The organism is Streptomyces caniferus (genome assembly GCF_009811555.1).
Taxonomy (GTDB): Bacteria; Actinomycetota; Actinomycetes; order Streptomycetales; family Streptomycetaceae; genus Streptomyces; species Streptomyces caniferus.
Genome location: NZ_BLIN01000005.1, coordinates 2641386 through 2657610, shown reverse-complemented (window position 1 = coordinate 2657610; position 16225 = coordinate 2641386). Strand labels below are relative to the sequence as shown.

12 protein-coding genes and 1 pseudogene are annotated in these 16225 nt (G+C 73.1%); 7 read left to right on the top strand and 6 right to left on the bottom strand.

The window, feature by feature from the left end; all coding sequences use genetic code 11:
- Positions 1-105: 105 nt before the first annotated feature.
- The 4 genes and pseudogenes from Scani_RS28205 to Scani_RS28190 all read left to right on the top strand — a co-directional run bounded on the left by Scani_RS28205 (position 106) and on the right by Scani_RS28190 (position 4502).
- Positions 106-1509, top strand: coding sequence for a glycosyltransferase family 4 protein (locus tag Scani_RS28205; RefSeq protein ID WP_159480616.1), 1404 nt, complete (start codon positions 106-108; stop codon positions 1507-1509).
- A 71-nt stretch (positions 1510-1580) separates the two neighbouring features.
- Positions 1581-2303 (top strand): annotated as a pseudogene (locus Scani_RS28200) (class I SAM-dependent methyltransferase); the annotation flags it as partial.
- Between the two features lie 260 nt (positions 2304-2563).
- Positions 2564-3634, top strand: coding sequence for a prenyltransferase/squalene oxidase repeat-containing protein (locus Scani_RS28195; RefSeq protein WP_159480614.1), 1071 nt, complete (start codon positions 2564-2566; stop codon positions 3632-3634).
- A gap of 64 nt (positions 3635-3698) precedes the next feature.
- A complete protein-coding gene (locus Scani_RS28190) occupies positions 3699-4502 on the top strand; it encodes a maleylpyruvate isomerase family mycothiol-dependent enzyme (RefSeq protein ID WP_159480613.1) in 804 nt (267 codons plus the stop codon).
- A 15-nt stretch (positions 4503-4517) separates the two neighbouring features.
- On the opposite strand, the gene Scani_RS28185 is transcribed toward Scani_RS28190, so the two are convergent.
- The 4 genes from Scani_RS28185 to Scani_RS28170 form a co-directional block, all read right to left on the bottom strand.
- Positions 4518-5528, bottom strand: coding sequence for an LLM class F420-dependent oxidoreductase (locus Scani_RS28185; RefSeq protein WP_159480612.1), 1011 nt, complete (start codon positions 5526-5528; stop codon positions 4518-4520).
- 179 nt (positions 5529-5707) lie between these two features.
- On the bottom strand, positions 5708-6577 hold the full coding sequence (locus tag Scani_RS28180; RefSeq protein ID WP_159480611.1) for a DUF5336 domain-containing protein: 870 nt from the start codon (positions 6575-6577) through the stop codon (positions 5708-5710).
- A 200-nt stretch (positions 6578-6777) separates the two neighbouring features.
- Complete coding sequence (locus Scani_RS28175) at positions 6778-7704, bottom strand: N-acetylmuramoyl-L-alanine amidase (protein WP_159480610.1); 927 nt, start codon at positions 7702-7704, stop codon at positions 6778-6780.
- A gap of 19 nt (positions 7705-7723) precedes the next feature.
- Positions 7724-8389 carry a class I SAM-dependent methyltransferase gene (locus Scani_RS28170; RefSeq protein WP_159480609.1) on the bottom strand — a complete coding sequence of 222 codons (666 nt, stop codon included), beginning with the start codon at positions 8387-8389 and terminating at the stop codon, positions 7724-7726.
- A 509-nt stretch (positions 8390-8898) separates the two neighbouring features.
- Between Scani_RS28170 and Scani_RS28165 the strand changes: the two genes are divergently transcribed.
- The 3 genes from Scani_RS28165 (at position 8899) to Scani_RS28155 (ending at position 14130) form a co-directional block, all read left to right on the top strand.
- A complete protein-coding gene (locus tag Scani_RS28165) occupies positions 8899-11082 on the top strand; it encodes an acyl-CoA dehydrogenase family protein (RefSeq protein ID WP_159480608.1) in 2184 nt (727 codons plus the stop codon).
- A 34-nt stretch (positions 11083-11116) separates the two neighbouring features.
- Positions 11117-12334, top strand: a complete 1218-nt coding sequence (locus Scani_RS28160; RefSeq protein ID WP_159480607.1) for a lipid-transfer protein — start codon at positions 11117-11119, stop codon at positions 12332-12334.
- Between the two features lie 350 nt (positions 12335-12684).
- Complete coding sequence (locus tag Scani_RS28155; protein WP_159480606.1) at positions 12685-14130, top strand: MFS transporter; 1446 nt, start codon at positions 12685-12687, stop codon at positions 14128-14130.
- Positions 14131-14178: 48 nt separating this feature from the next.
- On the opposite strand, the gene Scani_RS28150 is transcribed toward Scani_RS28155, so the two are convergent.
- Positions 14179-14784, bottom strand: coding sequence for a response regulator transcription factor (locus Scani_RS28150; protein WP_159480605.1), 606 nt, complete (start codon positions 14782-14784; stop codon positions 14179-14181).
- Entirely contained in the window at positions 14781-16220 is a 1440-nt protein-coding gene (locus Scani_RS28145; protein ID WP_159480604.1) for a histidine kinase, read from the bottom strand. Before Scani_RS28145 ends, Scani_RS28150 begins: the two co-directional genes overlap by 4 nt.
- Positions 16221-16225 lie beyond the last annotated feature (5 nt).

The window sequence follows — 16225 nt, the reverse complement described above, 5'->3', positions numbered from 1 at the left end:
TCGAAGCTCGGTGAACTGATGAGTAGCCAATCAGTTCTGAAACTTGTTCTAGATTACCGCCAGCGGTTACGCTCCGGCGAAAGTCCAGTGAGAAGGGGGCCGAGCGTGACCGCAGAGGCCGTCCAGGCAGCCGCGCCTCGCCCCGCAGAGGCCTCCTCGGCCTCCGCCCCGTCGAACGGTGAGCGTCCCCTGCGCATCGCGATGCTCACGTATAAGGGAAACCCGTTCTGCGGCGGTCAGGGTGTCTATGTACGCCACCTCTCGCGCGAACTGGCCCGGCTCGGCCACACCGTCGAGGTCATCGGTGCCCAGCCCTACCCCGTCCTCGACGACGGGGTGACCCTGACCGAGCTGCCCAGCCTGGACCTCTACCGCCAGCCGGACCCGTTCCGCACGCCGAAGCCCGGCGAGTACCGCGACTGGATCGACGCCCTCGAAGTCGGCACGATGTGGACCGGCGGCTTCCCCGAGCCGCTGACCTTCTCCCTGCGGGCCCGGCGCCATCTCGCCGCCCGCCGCGGCCAGTTCGACGTCGTCCACGACAACCAGACCCTCGGTTACGGCCTGCTCGGCGGCCCCGGCGCGCTCGGCGCCCCGCTGGTCACCACCATCCACCACCCCATCACCGTCGACCGGCGGCTCGACCTGGAAGCCGCCGACGGCTGGAAGCGCCGCGCCTCCGTCCGCCGCTGGTACGGCTTCACCCGGATGCAGAAGCGCGTCGCCCGGCGGCTGCCGTCGGTGCTGACCGTCTCCGGCTCCTCCCGTCAGGAGATCGTCGACGACCTGGGGGTGTCCGCAGGCCGCATCCATGTCGTCCATATCGGCGCCGACACCGACCTGTTCTCGCCAGATGCCTCGGTCGCCGAGGTGCCGGGCCGGATCGTCACGACGTCCAGTGCCGATGTGCCCCTCAAGGGTCTGATCCACCTGGTCGAGGCGCTCGCCAAGGTGCGCACCGAGAACCCCGACGCGCATCTGGTGGTCGTCGGCAAGCGCGCCGACGACGGGCCGGTGGCCGCCGCCATCGAACGGCTCGGGCTGTCCGGCGCCATCGAATTCGTCAAGGGCATCACCGACGCCGAACTCGTCGACCTGGTGCGCAGCGCCCAGATCGCCTGTGTCCCCTCCCTCTACGAGGGCTTCTCGCTGCCCGCGGCCGAAGCGATGGCCACCGGCACCCCGCTGCTGGCCACCACCGGCGGCGCCATCCCCGAGGTCGCCGGTCCTGACGGCGAGACCTGCCTCGCGGTGCCGCCGGGCGATGCCGGTGCGCTGGCGGGCGGACTGCTCCGGCTCCTGGGCGACGCGACGCTGCGCCGGCGGCTCGGCGCGGCCGGCCGGGAACGGGTGCTGGCCCGCTTCACCTGGCGCCAGGCCGCCCTCGGCACCGCCGAGCGCTACCGCGAGGCCATCGCCCTCCAGGGCGACCGGGCCGCCGCCCGGACCTCTCCGCGGGCCACGTCCGCCGGCGCCGCGCCCGCGCCGACCACCGCCGGTCACGTCTAGCACCCCTGCCCGGCCCGTAGTTCTTTCCGCAGCCACCACCGCCACCCACCGCCGGACGAAAGCTGAACGCCGTGCTGACCGTCGACTTTTCCCGTTTCCCGCTCGCCCCGGGCGACCGCGTGCTCGACCTGGGGTGCGGCGCCGGCCGGCATGCCTTCGAGTGCTACCGGCGCGGCGCGCAGGTCGTCGCCCTCGACCAGAACGGCGAGGAGATCCGCGAGGTCGCCAAGTGGTTCGCCGCGATGGAGGAGGCGGGCGAGGCTCCGGCGGGCGCCTCCGCCACCGCCATGGAGGGTGACGCGCTGAACCTGCCGTTCCCCGACGACAGCTTCGACGTCGTGATCATCTCCGAGGTCATGGAGCACATCCCGGACGACAAGGGCGTGCTCGCCGAGATGGTCCGGGTGCTGCGTCCCGGCGGCCGGATCGCCGTCACCGTCCCGCGCTACGGCCCCGAGAAGGTCTGCTGGACGCTCAGCGACGCCTACCACGAGGTCGAGGGCGGCCATATCCGCATCTACCGCGGCGACGAACTCCTCGGCAAGATGCGGGAAGCCGGACTGGAGCCGTACGGCACCCACCATGCGCACGGGCTGCACAGCCCCTACTGGTGGCTGAAATGCGCCTTCGGGGTGGACAACGACAAGGCGCTGCCGGTGCAGGCGTACCACAAGCTGCTGGTCTGGGACATCATGAAGAAGCCGCTGGCCACCCGGCTCGCCGAGCGGGCGCTCAACCCCGTCATCGGCAAGAGCTTCGTCGTCTACGCCACCAAGCCGCACCTTCCCGGGGCGGCCGTGGCCGAGGCCGCCGTCACCGAGCCCGCCGCCACCGAGGCGAGCGAGCCCGCCGAGGCCGCCACCCCGGCCGCCGAGGCCGCGAAGCCGGCGGCCGAGTCCCCGGCCCCGGCCCGTAAGCCCGCCCGCGGCGCCAAGTCCGGCACCGTGTCCGGCACCAAGGCTCCCGCCACGTCCGCCTCCCGGACGTCCGCCGCCAAGTCCACTGCCAAGCCGGCCGCCAAGTCCGCCGCCAAGAACTCCGCCGGGGCCGCCAAGTGACAAGTCCCGGACGTACCGAACGGCTCGTGCTGCCGGGGGTGCTCACGGCCGAACAGGCGGCCCGCACGGTGGCCGGCATCCTGGCGGTCCAGCGCTCGGACGGCGCGATCCCCTGGTTCCGGGGCCACCACCTCGACCCGTGGGACCACACCGAGGCCGCCATGGCCCTGGACGCGGCCGGTGAACACGAGCGCGCCGAGGCCGCGTACGACTGGCTGGCGCGGCATCAGAACCCGGACGGGTCCTGGTACGCGGCCTACGCCGACGGGGACGCCGCGGCACCCACCGACCGCGGCCGGGAGACCAACTTCTGCGCCTATCTCGCGGTCGGCGTCTGGCACCACTTCCTGTCCACCGGCGACGAGGCCTTCCTCGACCGCATGTGGCCCGCCGTCCACGCGGCGATCACCTTCGTCCTGGACCTCCAGCAGCCCGGCGGTGAGATCGGCTGGAAGCGCGAGGACGACGGCACGCCCGTCAATGAGGCGCTGCTGACCGGCTCCTCCTCCATATACCAGGCACTGCGCTGCGCGCTCGCCCTCGCCGAACAGCGCGAGGAGCCCCAGCCCGACTGGGAACTGGCGGTCGGCAGCCTCGGCCATGCGATACGCAGCCACCCCGAGCGGTTCCTCGATAAGGCCCGCTACTCCATGGACTGGTACTACCCGATCCTGGGCGGTGCGGTCCGCGGTGCGGCGGCCAGGGAGCGCATCGACGCGGAGTGGGAACAGTTCGTCGTGCCCGGCCTGGGTGTGCGCTGTGTGCTGCCCAACCCCTGGGTCACCGGCGGGGAGAGCGCGGAACTGGCGCTCGCGCTCTGGGCGATGGGGGAGTCCGAGCGGGCCGTACAGATCCTCAAGTGGATGCAGCACCTCCGCGCCGAGGACGGCATGTACTGGACCGGCTACGTCTTCGACGACGACGCGGTCTGGCCTCGCGAACTCACCTCCTGGACGGCCGGTTCGCTGCTGCTCGCGGTGGCGGCGCTGGGCGGCGACGAGGCCACCACCTCGGTCTTCGGGGGCGAGCGGCTGCCGACGGGGCTCGATCCGGACTGCTGCCGGTAGGGGGGCGGCGGGGGCGCGCCAAAAGGAGAGGAAGAACCGTGGCGGGCGCACTACTGTGCGACGTATGACACTCCAAGGCTCCCTCACCCACGAGGAATACTGCGCCGCGCTCCTCGCCGAGACCGACAGGTTCCGGGAGATCGTGCGGACCGCCAATCTCTCGGCGACCGTGCCGACCTGCCCCGACTGGACGCTGGCCGACCTCGCCCGGCACGTGGGCGGTGCGCACCGCTGGACCGGCACGATCGTCGCCACCCGCGCGTCGGAGAGCGTCGACCCCGCGGACGTCCCCGGGGGCGCCGGACCCGAGGACAAGGGCGCGGCGGCGCTCGAGGCCTGGCTGGCGGAGGGCGTCGAGCAGACCGTGGCCGCGCTGCGCGAGGCCGGCCCCGACACGGAGGTCTGGAGCTGGACGACGGCCCGGAACACGGGCTTCTGGGCCCGCCGGATGGTCCATGAGACGGTGATTCACCGGGCCGATGCCGCGCTGGCCGCCGGTGTCCCCTTCGACGTCCCCGCGCCGGTGGCCGCGGACTGTCTGGAGGAGTGGCTGCAGATCGGCGAACTGCCGATGGTGGTGGCCCGCTTCGCCGAGCGCGGGGGAGAGCTGCTCGGCCCCGGCCGGACGATTCACGTCCACGCCACCGACGCCCCGCCCGGCCTGGACGCCGAGTGGCTGCTCGACCTCACGGGAGCGGCGCCCGCCCACCGCCGCACCCACGAAAAGGCGGCGGTCGCGCTGCGCGGCCCCCTCACCGATGTGCTCCAGGTCCTCTACCGCCGGCTGCCCGCCGACAGCGACCGCGTCGAGGTGCTGGGCGAGCGCGCCCTGCTCGACCAGTGGCTCGAGTGGGCGACCTTCGGGTGAACGACCCGGCCGCGGTCAGGAGTTGAGCTCGGCCAGGACCCGGAGCGTATGCGGGTCCTGGGCGGTGACCAGCAGGTCGGTGACCGGTCCGGCGCGCCACAAGTCCAGGCGCTCCGCGATCCGTTCGCGCGGGCCGACCAGCGAGATCTCGTCGGCGAAGCCGTCCGGGACGGCGCGTACGGCCTCTTCCCTGCGGCCTTCGAGGAAGAGCCGCTGCACCTGCCGGGCCTCGTCCTCGAAGCCCATCCGTGCCATCAGGTCGGCGTGGAAGTTCCTGGCGGCGTGCCCCATCCCGCCGATGTAGAAGCCGAGCATCGCCTTGACCGGCAACAGCCCCTCGGCGACGTCGTCGCAGACCACGGCGCGTGCCATGGGCGCGATGAGGAACCCCTCCGGGGCATCCGCCAGCGACGCCCGGTAGACGTCGGTGCGCCGCGGCGACCAGTACAGCGGCAGCCAGCCGTCCGCGATCCGGGTCGTCTGGGCGATGTTCTTGGGGCCTTCCGCGCCCAGCAGGAGGGGGAGCCCGGCGCGCAGCGGGTGGGTGATGGGCTTGAGGGGTTTGCCGAGGCCGGTGCCGTCCGCGCCGCGGTAGGGGTGCGGGTGGAAGAGCCCGTCCGAGGCCACCGGCCCCTCCCGGCGCAGGACTTGGCGGATCACGTCCACGTATTCGCGGGTGGCGGTCAGCGGGCTCTTGGGGAACGGCCGCCCGTACCACCCCTCGACGACCTGCGGCCCCGAGAGCCCCAGGCCCAGCAGCAGCCGCCCGCCGGACAGATGGTCGAGGGTGAGGGCGTGCATCGCGGTGGCGGTGGGCGTGCGCGCCGCCATCTGCGCGATACCGGTGCCCAGTTTGATGCGCGAGGTGTGGGCGGCGATCCAGGTGAGCGCGGTGAAGGCGTCCGAGCCCCAGGCCTCCGCGGTCCACACCGAGTCGTAGCCCAGCCGCTCGGCCTCGCGGGCGAGTTCGAGGTGCCGGGGGTCCGGGCCGCGCCCCCAGTAGCCCAGTTGCAGACCGAGTCGCATGCTGATCGCCCCTTCGGCGGTGGCCGGCCCCGGGAACCGGGTGCTGACGATGCGTCAGATCAATGCGTGTCCGCGCACTGTACGGCCGGCCCGCCCAGGACGCAACGGCCCGTCGGCAGCGCAACGGCCCCCCGCCCGTAGGGGCGAGGGGCCGGGAAAGGACCGTTGTGCGTCCGGTGTCAGCCGCGCTGGATACCGGTGGTGTCCTGCAGGACGCCGCGACGGCCGTCCTGGGTCTGGGCGATCAGGGCCTGGCCGCGCTGCTCCACCGCGAGGTACCAGGTGCCGGGCGCCAGTTCGGCGATCGGCGCCGGAGAGCCGTCCTCGCCGTACAGCGGACGCGCGACGGGCACCGCGAACCAGAACGGCGCGAAGTCCGAGGGGGCGGCGGCCGCGGGGGTGGCTCCCGCGGGGACGGCTGCCGTCTGACCGCCGCCCGTGGCGTCGGCCGGGGCCTGCTGGCCGTAGGACTGGCCGGGCTGGGGCTGCTGCTGGCCGCCCGGGTAGCCGTAGCCGTGGCCCGCCTGCTGCTGGGCGCCGGGGTAGCCGTAACCCGGGTTGGGGCCCGCCCCGTAGGGGGCGGCCTGCGGCTTCGGGGCGCCGACCAGGGCGGCCTGGAGCGGCGGCACGAGCGGCGTGGCGACGGCGGCACCGGCCAGGGCCAGGGTGGCGATCAGGCCGATGATCAGGCCGGCACCGGCGCTCGGCGCGCCGATGATGGTCCACAGTGCAGTCCAGGCCGCGAACACGGTGAGGGCGACACCGAACTGGGCGAGGTCGAGACCGGCGACCTTGCGCTGCTGCGACTGCGGCAGCGCCCGGCTGACGATGATGATTGCCGCACCGATCACCCCGGCCAGGTACACGCTCATGAGGGTGCTCAGCGCATCCCAGGCGTTGATGCTGGAGTAGTCCTGGGCTTCGCAGTACTTGGCGAGCGCGCCGGAGCAGTCCGGGCCGCCGGAGAGCGCGAGGAACGAGGCGATGAACAGCAACACCGCTGCTCCGATCACCACGCCGTCGCCTCGAGTGAGGGAGCGGATGTTCACGTAAGGGTCCTTTGTCGGTTTCGTGGGTCCGGTCGTCGCTGTCGCGGTGCGCGCAGTGCGAGGCACGGCGGTGGCCACCCATCGTAAAGGGGAACCTATCGCCGAATCCTGTGGGCCGTCCTGTTCGTATCCCGCGCTATCGGTGCGGCGTATCGGATCCGGTATCGGGTGGGTTTCGGGGCCGTGGGCCGGCGCTCCGGTCAGTGCGTCAAGAAGTCCGTAATGCCCTCGGTGATCCCACGGGCCGCTTTCTGCCGCCACCGGGCGTCGGTCAATTGCGCGGCGTCCTTCGGATCGCGCATATTGCCGCACTCGATGAACACCTTCGGCACGGTGGAGAGGTTGAGGCCGCCGAGATCGGAACGTACGTCGAGCCCGGTGCCTTCGCCGATGTAATTGGAACGCGGGCTTCCGGTGACCGCGTGGAAGCGGTCGGCGAGCCGTTCGCCCAGCCGTCGCGAGGGCGCCACGATCGTGGCGGTGTCGGCCGGGCCGTCCGTGACGCGCGCCGGGAGGATGACGTGGAAGCCGCGGTTGCCGGCGCCCGAGCCGTCGGCGTGCAGCGAGAGCACGGCGTCGGCGTGCGCCTTGTTGCCGAGGGCGGCGCGTTCGTCCACGCACGGCCCGTACGGGCGGTCGCCGTCCTGGGTGAACACGACCTTGGCGCCCGCGGCCCGGAGGAGGGTGCGGGCGCGGCGGGCGACGTCGAGGGTGAAGGACGCCTCGGCGTAACCGTCGTCGGTGGAGGTGCCGGTGGTGTCGCACTCCTTGTGGGCGTTGCCGATGTCCACCTGCCGGGCGATCTTCTCGCCGTGGTCGCGGTTGTGCGGGTTGTGGCCGGGGTCGATCACCACGACCTTGCCCTTGAGTCCGTGGTGCGCACCGCCCGTGCCCGCGTCGCCGCCCCGGGAGCCGTGGCCGCCGTCGCCGGGTCCGGCCGTGCCGCCGGATATGTGCCCCGGCGACCGGCCCTCCGAGGGCCGGCCCGCCCGGGACGGCTCGCCGCCGGACCCCGGCGACCGCCAGACCAGCCAGCCCCCCACGCCGATGACCACCACAGCGGCCACGACGACGAGGAGGGTGCCGCGCAGGCGGCGGTGCGGAGGGGGAGTACTGCCGTTCGACACGTCGGCGATGGTAGCCCGCTCAGATGCCGGCCCCGGTCCGCCGCAGGACCCGCAGCGACCGGTGGGCCGAGATCTCGGTGAAGGCGCCGGACTCCAGGGCCCTGCGGTAGACGCGGTACGGGGCCTGACCCGTCCACTCGTCGACCGGGTCGGGGAACACGTCGTGGATCACCAGCAGTCCGTCGGGCGCGACATGCGGGGCCCAGCCCTCGTAGTCGGCGGTGGCGTGCTCGTCGGTGTGCCCGCCGTCGATGAAGACCAGGCCCACCGGCGCCTGCCAGACCTTCGCGGCCTGCGGCGACCGGCCCACCAGGGCGATCACCTGGTCCTCCAGACCCGCGGCGTGCAGGGTGCGGCGGAAGGTGGGCAGGGTGTCCATCCGGCCGACCTCGGGGTCGACGACGGTCGGGTCGTGGTACTCCCAGCCGGGCTGCTGCTCCTCGCTGCCCCGGTGGTGGTCGACGGTGACCGCCATGACCCCGGCGGCGCGGGCGGCGTCCGCGAGCAGGATCGTGGACCGGCCGCAGTACGTGCCGACCTCCACCAGCGGCAGCCCGAGCGCCGCCGCGTCGGCGGCCGCCGCGTACAGCGCGAGGCCCTCGTCCACGGGCATGAAGCCCTTCGCCGCCTCGAACGCGGCGAGGATCTCCGGCTGCGGGGCGGCCGGAGCCGTGGGAGCGGACATGGGCTTCCTCCTGGTGGTGCGGTCGAAGGCTCATCGTGCCGTATGGGGCGGGCGGGTGATGCGGGGGCCTCCCCTTCCGGACTTTCGGATATCGGCACGGGGTTCCGCTTTCCGCGTGCCGGAGATCCCGGCTGCCGGTGTCGGTTACCGGCGAGTTCCTGTCTGGTTGCCGCCGAGTTCCCGTCCGGTTCCCGCCGGTTTCCCGTCCGTTCCCGGCGTTTTATCGTCGGTCGTTTCCCTGATGCCCGAAAGCGGTGAATTCCGTGTACGGGGTGGCGGGTGGGGACGGAATGGCGACGCGGGGCGCCGTACGCCGACTCGTACCGGAATTCATCGGACCGTTTCCTGTGCGTATCACCGTGGTCCCCTGAGGAATCCCGGACGGACCCCGGAGAGGCCTCGGAGGTCCGGGGAGGGCGCGCGGCAGGGTTGGCGTCCCCTGTTCCGCCCGCCGCTCCACCCCGTTCCTGACCTTCCGTCAGAATGAAACGTGTTCTAGCCTGCCTCGCATGGGCATCGGAATCACACCAGAGCACCGTGACCTGGCGGAGGCGGCGAGGGGCTGGGCCGCCCGCGCCGTACCGCCCGAAGAGGTGCGCAAGCTGCTCGACGCCGCGCACGGTCGGCAGGGGCGGCCCCCGTACTGGGACCAGCTCGCCGCGCAGGGCCTGCTCGGGCTCCACCTCCCCGAGGCCGACGGCGGCGGAGGCGGCGAACTCCTCGACCTCGCCGTGGCGCTGGAGGAACTGGGCCGCGCCGCGTTCCCCGGCCCGTACCTGCCCACCACCCTCGCCGCCGAGCTGCTGCACCGCGGCGGCGCCCACCGGCCCCTCGTACGGACCCTGGCCGCCGGCGAGCGCCTCGCCGCCGTCGCCCTCGGCCCCGGCTCCCTCACCGCCACGGCGGACGCCGACGGTTACGTCCTGGACGGCACCGCACCCCCGGTCCTGGCCGGCGCCGATGCGGACCTGATCGTGCTGGCCGCACGGACCTCCACGGACACCGTCTGGCTCGCCGTCGACGCCGGGACGCTGTCCGTACGCGTCCAGGAGAGCGCCGATCCGACCCGGCCGACCGCGGAGGTGCGCGCGGACGGGGTGCCGGTGCCCGGGGACCGGGTGCTGGCCGTCGACGGTGACCTCGTCCGCGACACCGCCGGGGTGCTGTTCGCCGCCGAGAGCTGCGGGACGGCCGCGTGGGCGCTGCACACCGCCGCCGAACACGCCAAGGTGCGCGAGCAGTTCGGCCGTCCGATCGGTCAGTTCCAGGCCGTCAAACACCTCTGCGCCGACATGCTCGTCCGCTGCGAGCAGGCCCGCGCCCTGGTCTGGGACGCCGCCCGCGCGCTGCACGAGCCGCCCGGGGTCCGCGCGCTGGTCGCGGCGCTGGCCACCGCGACCGCCCTGGACGCCGCCTTCGGCTGCGCCAAGGACTGCATCCAGATCCTCGGCGGCACCGGCTTCACCTGGGAGCACGACGCCCACCTCCATCTGCGGCGCTCGACCGTCGCCCGCCAGCTGCTCGGCGGCGGGGACACCCACCGGCTGCGCGCCGCCCGCCACGCCGCGGACGGTGCCCGGCGCGCACTGCAGCTGGAACTCCCCGCCGAGGCCGCGGGGTTCCGCGCCGCGGCCCGTACGGTCGTCGACGGCGTACGCGGCCTCGACCCCGCTGCCGTACGACGCGCCCTCGCCCCCACCGGATATGCCGCCCCGCACCTCCCCGAGCCCTACGGGCTGGGCGCCGGCCCCGTACAGCAGCTCGCGATCCAGCAGGAGCTGGCCGACGCCGGGGTCGGCATCAGCGATCTGGGCATCGCCACCTGGGTGGTCCCCTCACTGATCGCCCACGGCACCCGGGAGCAGCAGGAGCGGTACCTGCTGCCGTCGCTGCGCGGCGACCTGCTGTGGTGTCAGCTGTTCTCCGAGCCCGAGGCCGGTTCGGACCTGGCCTCCCTGCGGACCCGCGCCGAGCGGGTGGACGGCGGCTGGCGGATCAACGGGCAGAAGGTGTGGACCTCGGCGGCGCAGTGGGCGAGCCACGGCATCCTGCTCGCCCGCACCGACCCGGACGCGCCCAAGCACAAGGGCCTGACCTTCTTCGTCGTCGATATGAAAGCCGCCGGCATCGGGGTCCGCCCGCTGAAGGAGATCACCGGCGACGCCCTCTTCAACGAGGTCTACTTCGACGAGGTGCTGCTGCCGGCCGACGCGGTGGTCGGTGCGGTCGACGACGGCTGGAAGGTGGCCCGCACCACCCTGGACAACGAACGTGTCCACATGGCCGACCAGTTGACCTTCGACACCGGTCTGGAGGCGCTGCTCGACCGCGCCGCCGCGCTGGACGACGCGGTGCGTGCGAAGGTGGGCGCGCTGGCCGCCGAGGCACACGCCCTGGGCTGCATCGGCCTGCGCACCACGCTCCAGCAGGTATCGGGTCTGGAGCCGGGGGCCGGTGCCAGCATCCGCAAGCTGGTGCAGACCCCGCACCAGCAGAAGGTCGCCGAGCTGGCGCTGGAGCTGCTCGGACCGGACGGCGCGGTGCGCGAAGGAGCCGGCGAACGGGCGCTGCACGGCTTCTTGATGTCGCGCTGCCTGACCATCGCCGGCGGCACCACCCAGGTGCAGTTGAACGTCGTCGCGGAGCGGCTGCTCGGCCTGCCCCGGGACCCGGAGCCCCGCCCCCTGATCTGACTCCCCGCATCCGGCCACTTCCAGGAGGACACGCATGGCTGGCAAGGCGTACGTCGTAGGCGTCGGGATGACGAAGTTCGAGAAGCCCGAGACCCGCGCGTGGCAGTACTGGGACATGGCGAAGGAGGCGGGCACCAAGGCGCTCGCCGACGCCGGGATCGGCTACGAGGCGGTCGAGCAGCTGCCGGTCGGCTTCTGCTACCAGGCCTCGACGGCCGGCCAGCGCGCCGCCTACGAACTGGGCCTGACCGGCATCCCGGTCTACAACGTCAACAACAACTGCGCGACCGCCTCGACCGCGCTGATGATGGCGCGCCAGTTCGTCGAGGCCGGGATCAACGACTGTGTCATGGCGCTCGGCTTCGAGAAGATGAAGCGGGGCGCGCTGGGCGGCGGTGCGGACAGCGGTGCCCGTGGCGGAGCCACTGATGTCGGGGGCGGGACCTCCCCGGTGGCCCGCCACTACGGGGTGATGGCCGCCGCCCACGGTTTCGAGATGACCCCGCCCACCGCCCAGATCTTCGGCAACGCGGCCCGCGAGCACATGGAGCGCCACGGCACCACCGCCGCACAGCTGGCCGCGGTCGGCGCCAAGAACCACCGGCACTCCGCCCACAACCCCCACGCCCAGTTCCAGGACGTCTACACGGTCGAGGAGGTCCTCGCCGCCAAGACCATCCACCGCCCGCTGACCAGGCTGCAGTGCTCGCCGACCTCCGACGGCGCGGCCGCGGCCGTGGTCGCCTCCGAGCGGTTCGTCCGCGAACACGGCCTGGCCGACCGGGCGGTGGAGATCGCCGCACAGGCCATGACGACGGACACCGAGGAGAGTTTCGCCTCCGGTTCCTGCATCGATGCCGTAGGCAAACCCATGACGCGGGCCGCGGCCCGGCAGGCCTTCGCGGCCGGCGGCCTCGGCATCGAGGACGTCGACGTCATCGAGCTGCACGACTGCTTCTCGATCAATGAGCTGCTGACGTACGAGGCGCTGGGCATGTGCGCGGACGGGGAGTCGGGGAAGCTGGTCGCCGACGGTGCCACGACCTACGGCGGCCGCTGGGTGGTCAACCCGTCCGGCGGTCTGATCTCCAAGGGGCATCCGCTGGGCGCGACGGGGCTGGCGCAGACCGCCGAGCTGGTCTGGCAGCTCCGCGGCACGGCGGGCGAGCGGCAGGTCCCCGGCGCCAGGGTGGGCCTGGCACACAACATCGGGCTGGGCGGGGCCGCGGTGGTGACGCTGCTGCGCAGGTGAGCGCGGGGGCGGGAGGGAGGCTCCGGTGGGGGGCGGACCGTTGCGGAGGCGGTCGGCGGGATCCGGGCGGTCCGGGTGGTCTGCGTCGGTGCGGTAATCGAGCCGTTTTTATGGGTAGTTGGCCCGCTGGGGGCCCTCCCGTCCCCTAGGGGCCCGCCCTTACGGCGGCCACTGCCTACACCACCTGGGACCCCTGGGGCCCTCGGGCCCCTGGACCCCTACGGCCCCTGAGGCCCCGCCCCGCCACCCGCCCCTGCGCCGCCCCGCCCTCCGTCCGACGGCCTAGGTCTCCGGTTCAGGTGGCCTGTGCACCGATATACCGATGGGGGATTCGAGTGGCGAATGCGAGCATGGGCGGCATGCCCCCGATAGCCGCCCCCGCCACCCTGCCCGAAACCACGCGCCGGACGGCCGCACCGGCCTGGCTGGTGATGCTGCTGGTGTGCGCGGGGCAGTTCCTGGTCGTCCTGGACGTCTCCGTCGTGAATGTGGCCCTGCCCGCCATGCGGACCGGCCTGGGCCTGAGCGAACTGGGCCTGCAGTGGATCGTCAACGCCTACGTGATCACCTTCGCCGGCTTCATGCTGCTCGGCGGCCGGGCCGCCGACATCTTCGGCCGTAAGCGGATCTTCGTCCTGGGGCTGGCGCTGTTCACCGTCGCGAGCCTGGGCGGCGGACTGGCCCAGCACCCCTGGCAGTTGATCGCGGCCCGGACGGTTCAGGGCGTCGGCGCAGCCGTGCTCTCGCCGGCCACCCTCACGATCCTGACCACGTCGTTTCCGTCCGGTCCGGCCCGTAACCGGGCCATCGCCACCTGGACGGCGGTCGGTGCCGGCGGTGGTGCGGTGGGCGGTCTGGTCGGCGGGGTGCTGACCGAATATCTGTCATGGCGCTGGGTGTTGATGATCAACGTCCCGGTCGGGGCACTGGTACTGGCCGGTGCGGTGCTCTGGCTCACCGAGAGCAGGCAGGGCGCCGGGCGGCGGCTGGATGTGCCCGGCGCGATGCTGGTGACCGCCGGGCTCGCGCTGGTGGCGTACGGGATCGTGCAGACCGAGACGGACGGCTGGGCGTCGGCCTCCGCGCTGCTGCCGCTGGCCGCCGGGCTGGTCGTGATCGCGGCGTTCCTGGCCGTCGAGGCGCGTGCCAAGGCTCCGCTGATGCCGCTGGGGCTCTTCCGGGTGCGCTCGGTCTCCTCGGCGAACGGGGCGATGGTGCTGGCCGGCGCCGCGATGTTCTCCATGTGGTACTTCCTGTCGCTGTACGCGCAGAACGTGCTGGGCTACCGGCCCCTGGAGGCCGGGCTCTCCTTCATCCCGCACTCGCTCTCCATCGTGCTCGGCTCCACGCTCGGGCCACGGCTGATGAACCGGCTGGGCGCCAAGACCCTGGCCATCTCCGGTGCGGTGATCTCCGCGGCCGGGATGGCGTGGCAGGGGACGATGGACGTCGACGGCACCTACCTCGGCACGATCCTCGGCCCCGGCATCCTGATGGCGCTGGGTGCGGGCCTGACCGCGACACCGATCGCGGCGATCGCCACCTCCGGTGCCGACCCCGCCGACCAGGGGCTGGTCTCCGGCCTGATCAACACGTCCCGCCAGATGGGCGGCGCCCTGGGCCTGTCGGTCCTGTCGACCGTCGCCGCGACCCGCAGCGCGGCGGGGCACGGCCCGAAGGCCCTGGCGGACGGGTACGGCCTGGCCTTCCACGTCGGCGCCGCGATCCTGCTGGGCAGCATCGTGCTGATGGTCCTCGCGCTGCCCCGGCGACCGGCGGACGCCGCCCACGGCTGAACCGGCGGCGGGGCCCGGCCCGGCTCTCCCTCTACGGCCGGCCGGTCGCTACAGCCAGCCGTTCTGCCGCGCCGCCCGCACCGCCTCCATACGGTTGCGGGTACCGGTCTTGCCGATGGCCGCCGAGAGGTAGTTGCGGACGGTGGCCTGGGAGAGGTGGAGTCTGCCGGCGATATCGGCGACGGTGGCGCCGTCCACGGCGGTGGTCAGGACATCGCGTTCGCGCTGGGTCAGGGGATTGGGGCCGGCGCTCAGTGCCGCCGCCGCGAGACCGGGGTCGATCACCCGCTCGCCGGCGAGCACCCGGCGGATCGCCGCCGCCAGGTCCTCCACCGGGCCGTCCTTCACCAGGAAGCCGGACGCCCCGGCCTCCATCGCGCGGCGCAGATAGCCGGGGCGGCCGAAGGTCGTCACGATCAGCACCTTGCAGGACGGCAGCTGCGCGCGCAGATCGGCCGCGGCGTCCAGGCCGCTGCGGCCGGGCAGTTCGATGTCCAGGAGCGCGATATCGGGGCGGGCGTCCAGGGCGGCGGCGACGATCTGATCGCCCGCCGCGACCTGGGCCACCACCTGCATGTCCTCCTCCAAGTCGAGCAGCAGCGCCAGCGCGCCCCGCATCATTCGCTGGTCCTCCGCCAGCAGGACCTTGATCACCTGGTCAACTCCTCCACGTCCGCCATATCACCCGTGCCGACCGGCAGTTCGGCCGTGACACGGAAGCCGCGCCGGCCGTCCGGGCCGCTGCGCAGGGTGCCGCCCGCCGCGGCCAGGCGCTCGGCCAGCCCCTTCAGGCCCGTGCCGCCCACGGGCCCCGAACCGTGGGCCGGCGCCGGGGGGTCCGGCCGGCCGGAACCCTGCGCAGTGTCCGGGCGGGACGAGTCGTCCGTGCCGTTCACGCCGTTCGTACCGTTCCGCTCGTCCCGCGCCCCGCCGCCCGCTTCGGCGTCGCGTCCGGGGACGCGGTCGCGCAGCCAGGGCAGGCCGGGTGCCGCGGCAGCTTCGGAGCTTACGGGACCGCGGCCGTCGTCCGTGATCGTCAGCCGTACCCGTTCCTCGTCGGTGTGGACGTCGATCTCGCAGCGGGTGGCACCGCTGTGCCGGACGGCGTTGGTGACGCCCTCGCGGACCACCCAGCCCAGCAGCGCGCCGGCCTGTGGGGGCAGCGGCGGTCCCGCCTGCCGTACGACGGGCTCGATCCCGGCCGCCTCCAGCGCCGAACGGGCCCGGTCCAGCTCGGTGGTCAGACTGCCCTCGCGGTAGCCGGTGACGGCCTCGCGGATCTCGGTCAGCGCCTGCCGGCCGACCGCCTCGATGTCGGCGGCCTGGGCGAGCGCCGCGTCCAGATCGCGCGGGGCCAGGCGGCGGACCGCCTCGGCCTTGACCACCACCACGGACAGGGTGTGCCCCAGCAGGTCGTGCAGATCGCGGGAGAAGCGCAGCCGCTCCTTCTCGACGGCGCTGCGGGCCAGCTCCTGGCGGGTGGTGTTCAGCTCCTGGATGGTGTCGAACAGGCTGAGGACCGTGGCCGTCACCATGCCGGACAGGAACGTGCCGTACCCGATGCCGAACGAGCCCCACGGGCGGTCGGCGTGCCCGCCGGCCAGATACCCGGCCGTGCCGCTGAGCGTGATCAGCCAGAGGGCGAGTTTCTTGCCGCGCAGGGCGCGGACCGTGCCGGAGGCCAGGGACAGCAGCGGGAAGAACAGGAACCAGTTGCCGCCGAACCCGAGGGCGATGGCGAAGGTGACGGCGGTCAGCAGGCCCAGCGCGTACAGCGGATGACGGGAGTCCCGCAGTCGCGGGTTGAAGGACGACCAGATGACGGTGATGTAGAGGGAGTTGAAGGCGAGCAGCCCGAGTCCGGCCAGCCAGGGGTTGCCCGTCCTGCCCTGGATGATGTTGGAGAAGGCGCCCAGGCCCATCAGCAGCCAGGGCAGGAAGGCGTACTTTCCCGGGCCCCGGTCCGACTTCCGGCCCGGCCGCTTCGGCCGGCACGTGCTGTCGTGCGCGCCCTCGGCGCCGCCGGGATCCTCGTCCCCGGCGGCCCGCTGCTTCGTCTGCTGCACTGTCGTGTCCCCGGTCCGCTCCATCGTCG

Bases quoted from the DNA above. Each gene is read 5' to 3' on its own strand.
- Scani_RS28190 (WP_159480613.1), top strand. From the start codon at position 3,699: ATGACACTCCAAGGCTCCCTCACCCACGAGGAATACTGCGCCGCGCTC.
- Scani_RS28185 (WP_159480612.1), bottom strand. From the start codon at position 5,528: ATGCGACTCGGTCTGCAACTGGGCTACTGGGGGCGCGGCCCGGACCCC.
- Scani_RS28170 (WP_159480609.1), bottom strand. From the start codon at position 8,389: ATGTCCGCTCCCACGGCTCCGGCCGCCCCGCAGCCGGAGATCCTCGCC.
- Scani_RS28165 (WP_159480608.1), top strand. From the start codon at position 8,899: ATGGGCATCGGAATCACACCAGAGCACCGTGACCTGGCGGAGGCGGCG.
- Scani_RS28160 (WP_159480607.1), top strand. From the start codon at position 11,117: ATGGCTGGCAAGGCGTACGTCGTAGGCGTCGGGATGACGAAGTTCGAG.
- Scani_RS28155 (WP_159480606.1), top strand. From the start codon at position 12,685: ATGGGCGGCATGCCCCCGATAGCCGCCCCCGCCACCCTGCCCGAAACC.
- Scani_RS28145 (WP_159480604.1), bottom strand. From the start codon at position 16,220: ATGGAGCGGACCGGGGACACGACAGTGCAGCAGACGAAGCAGCGGGCC.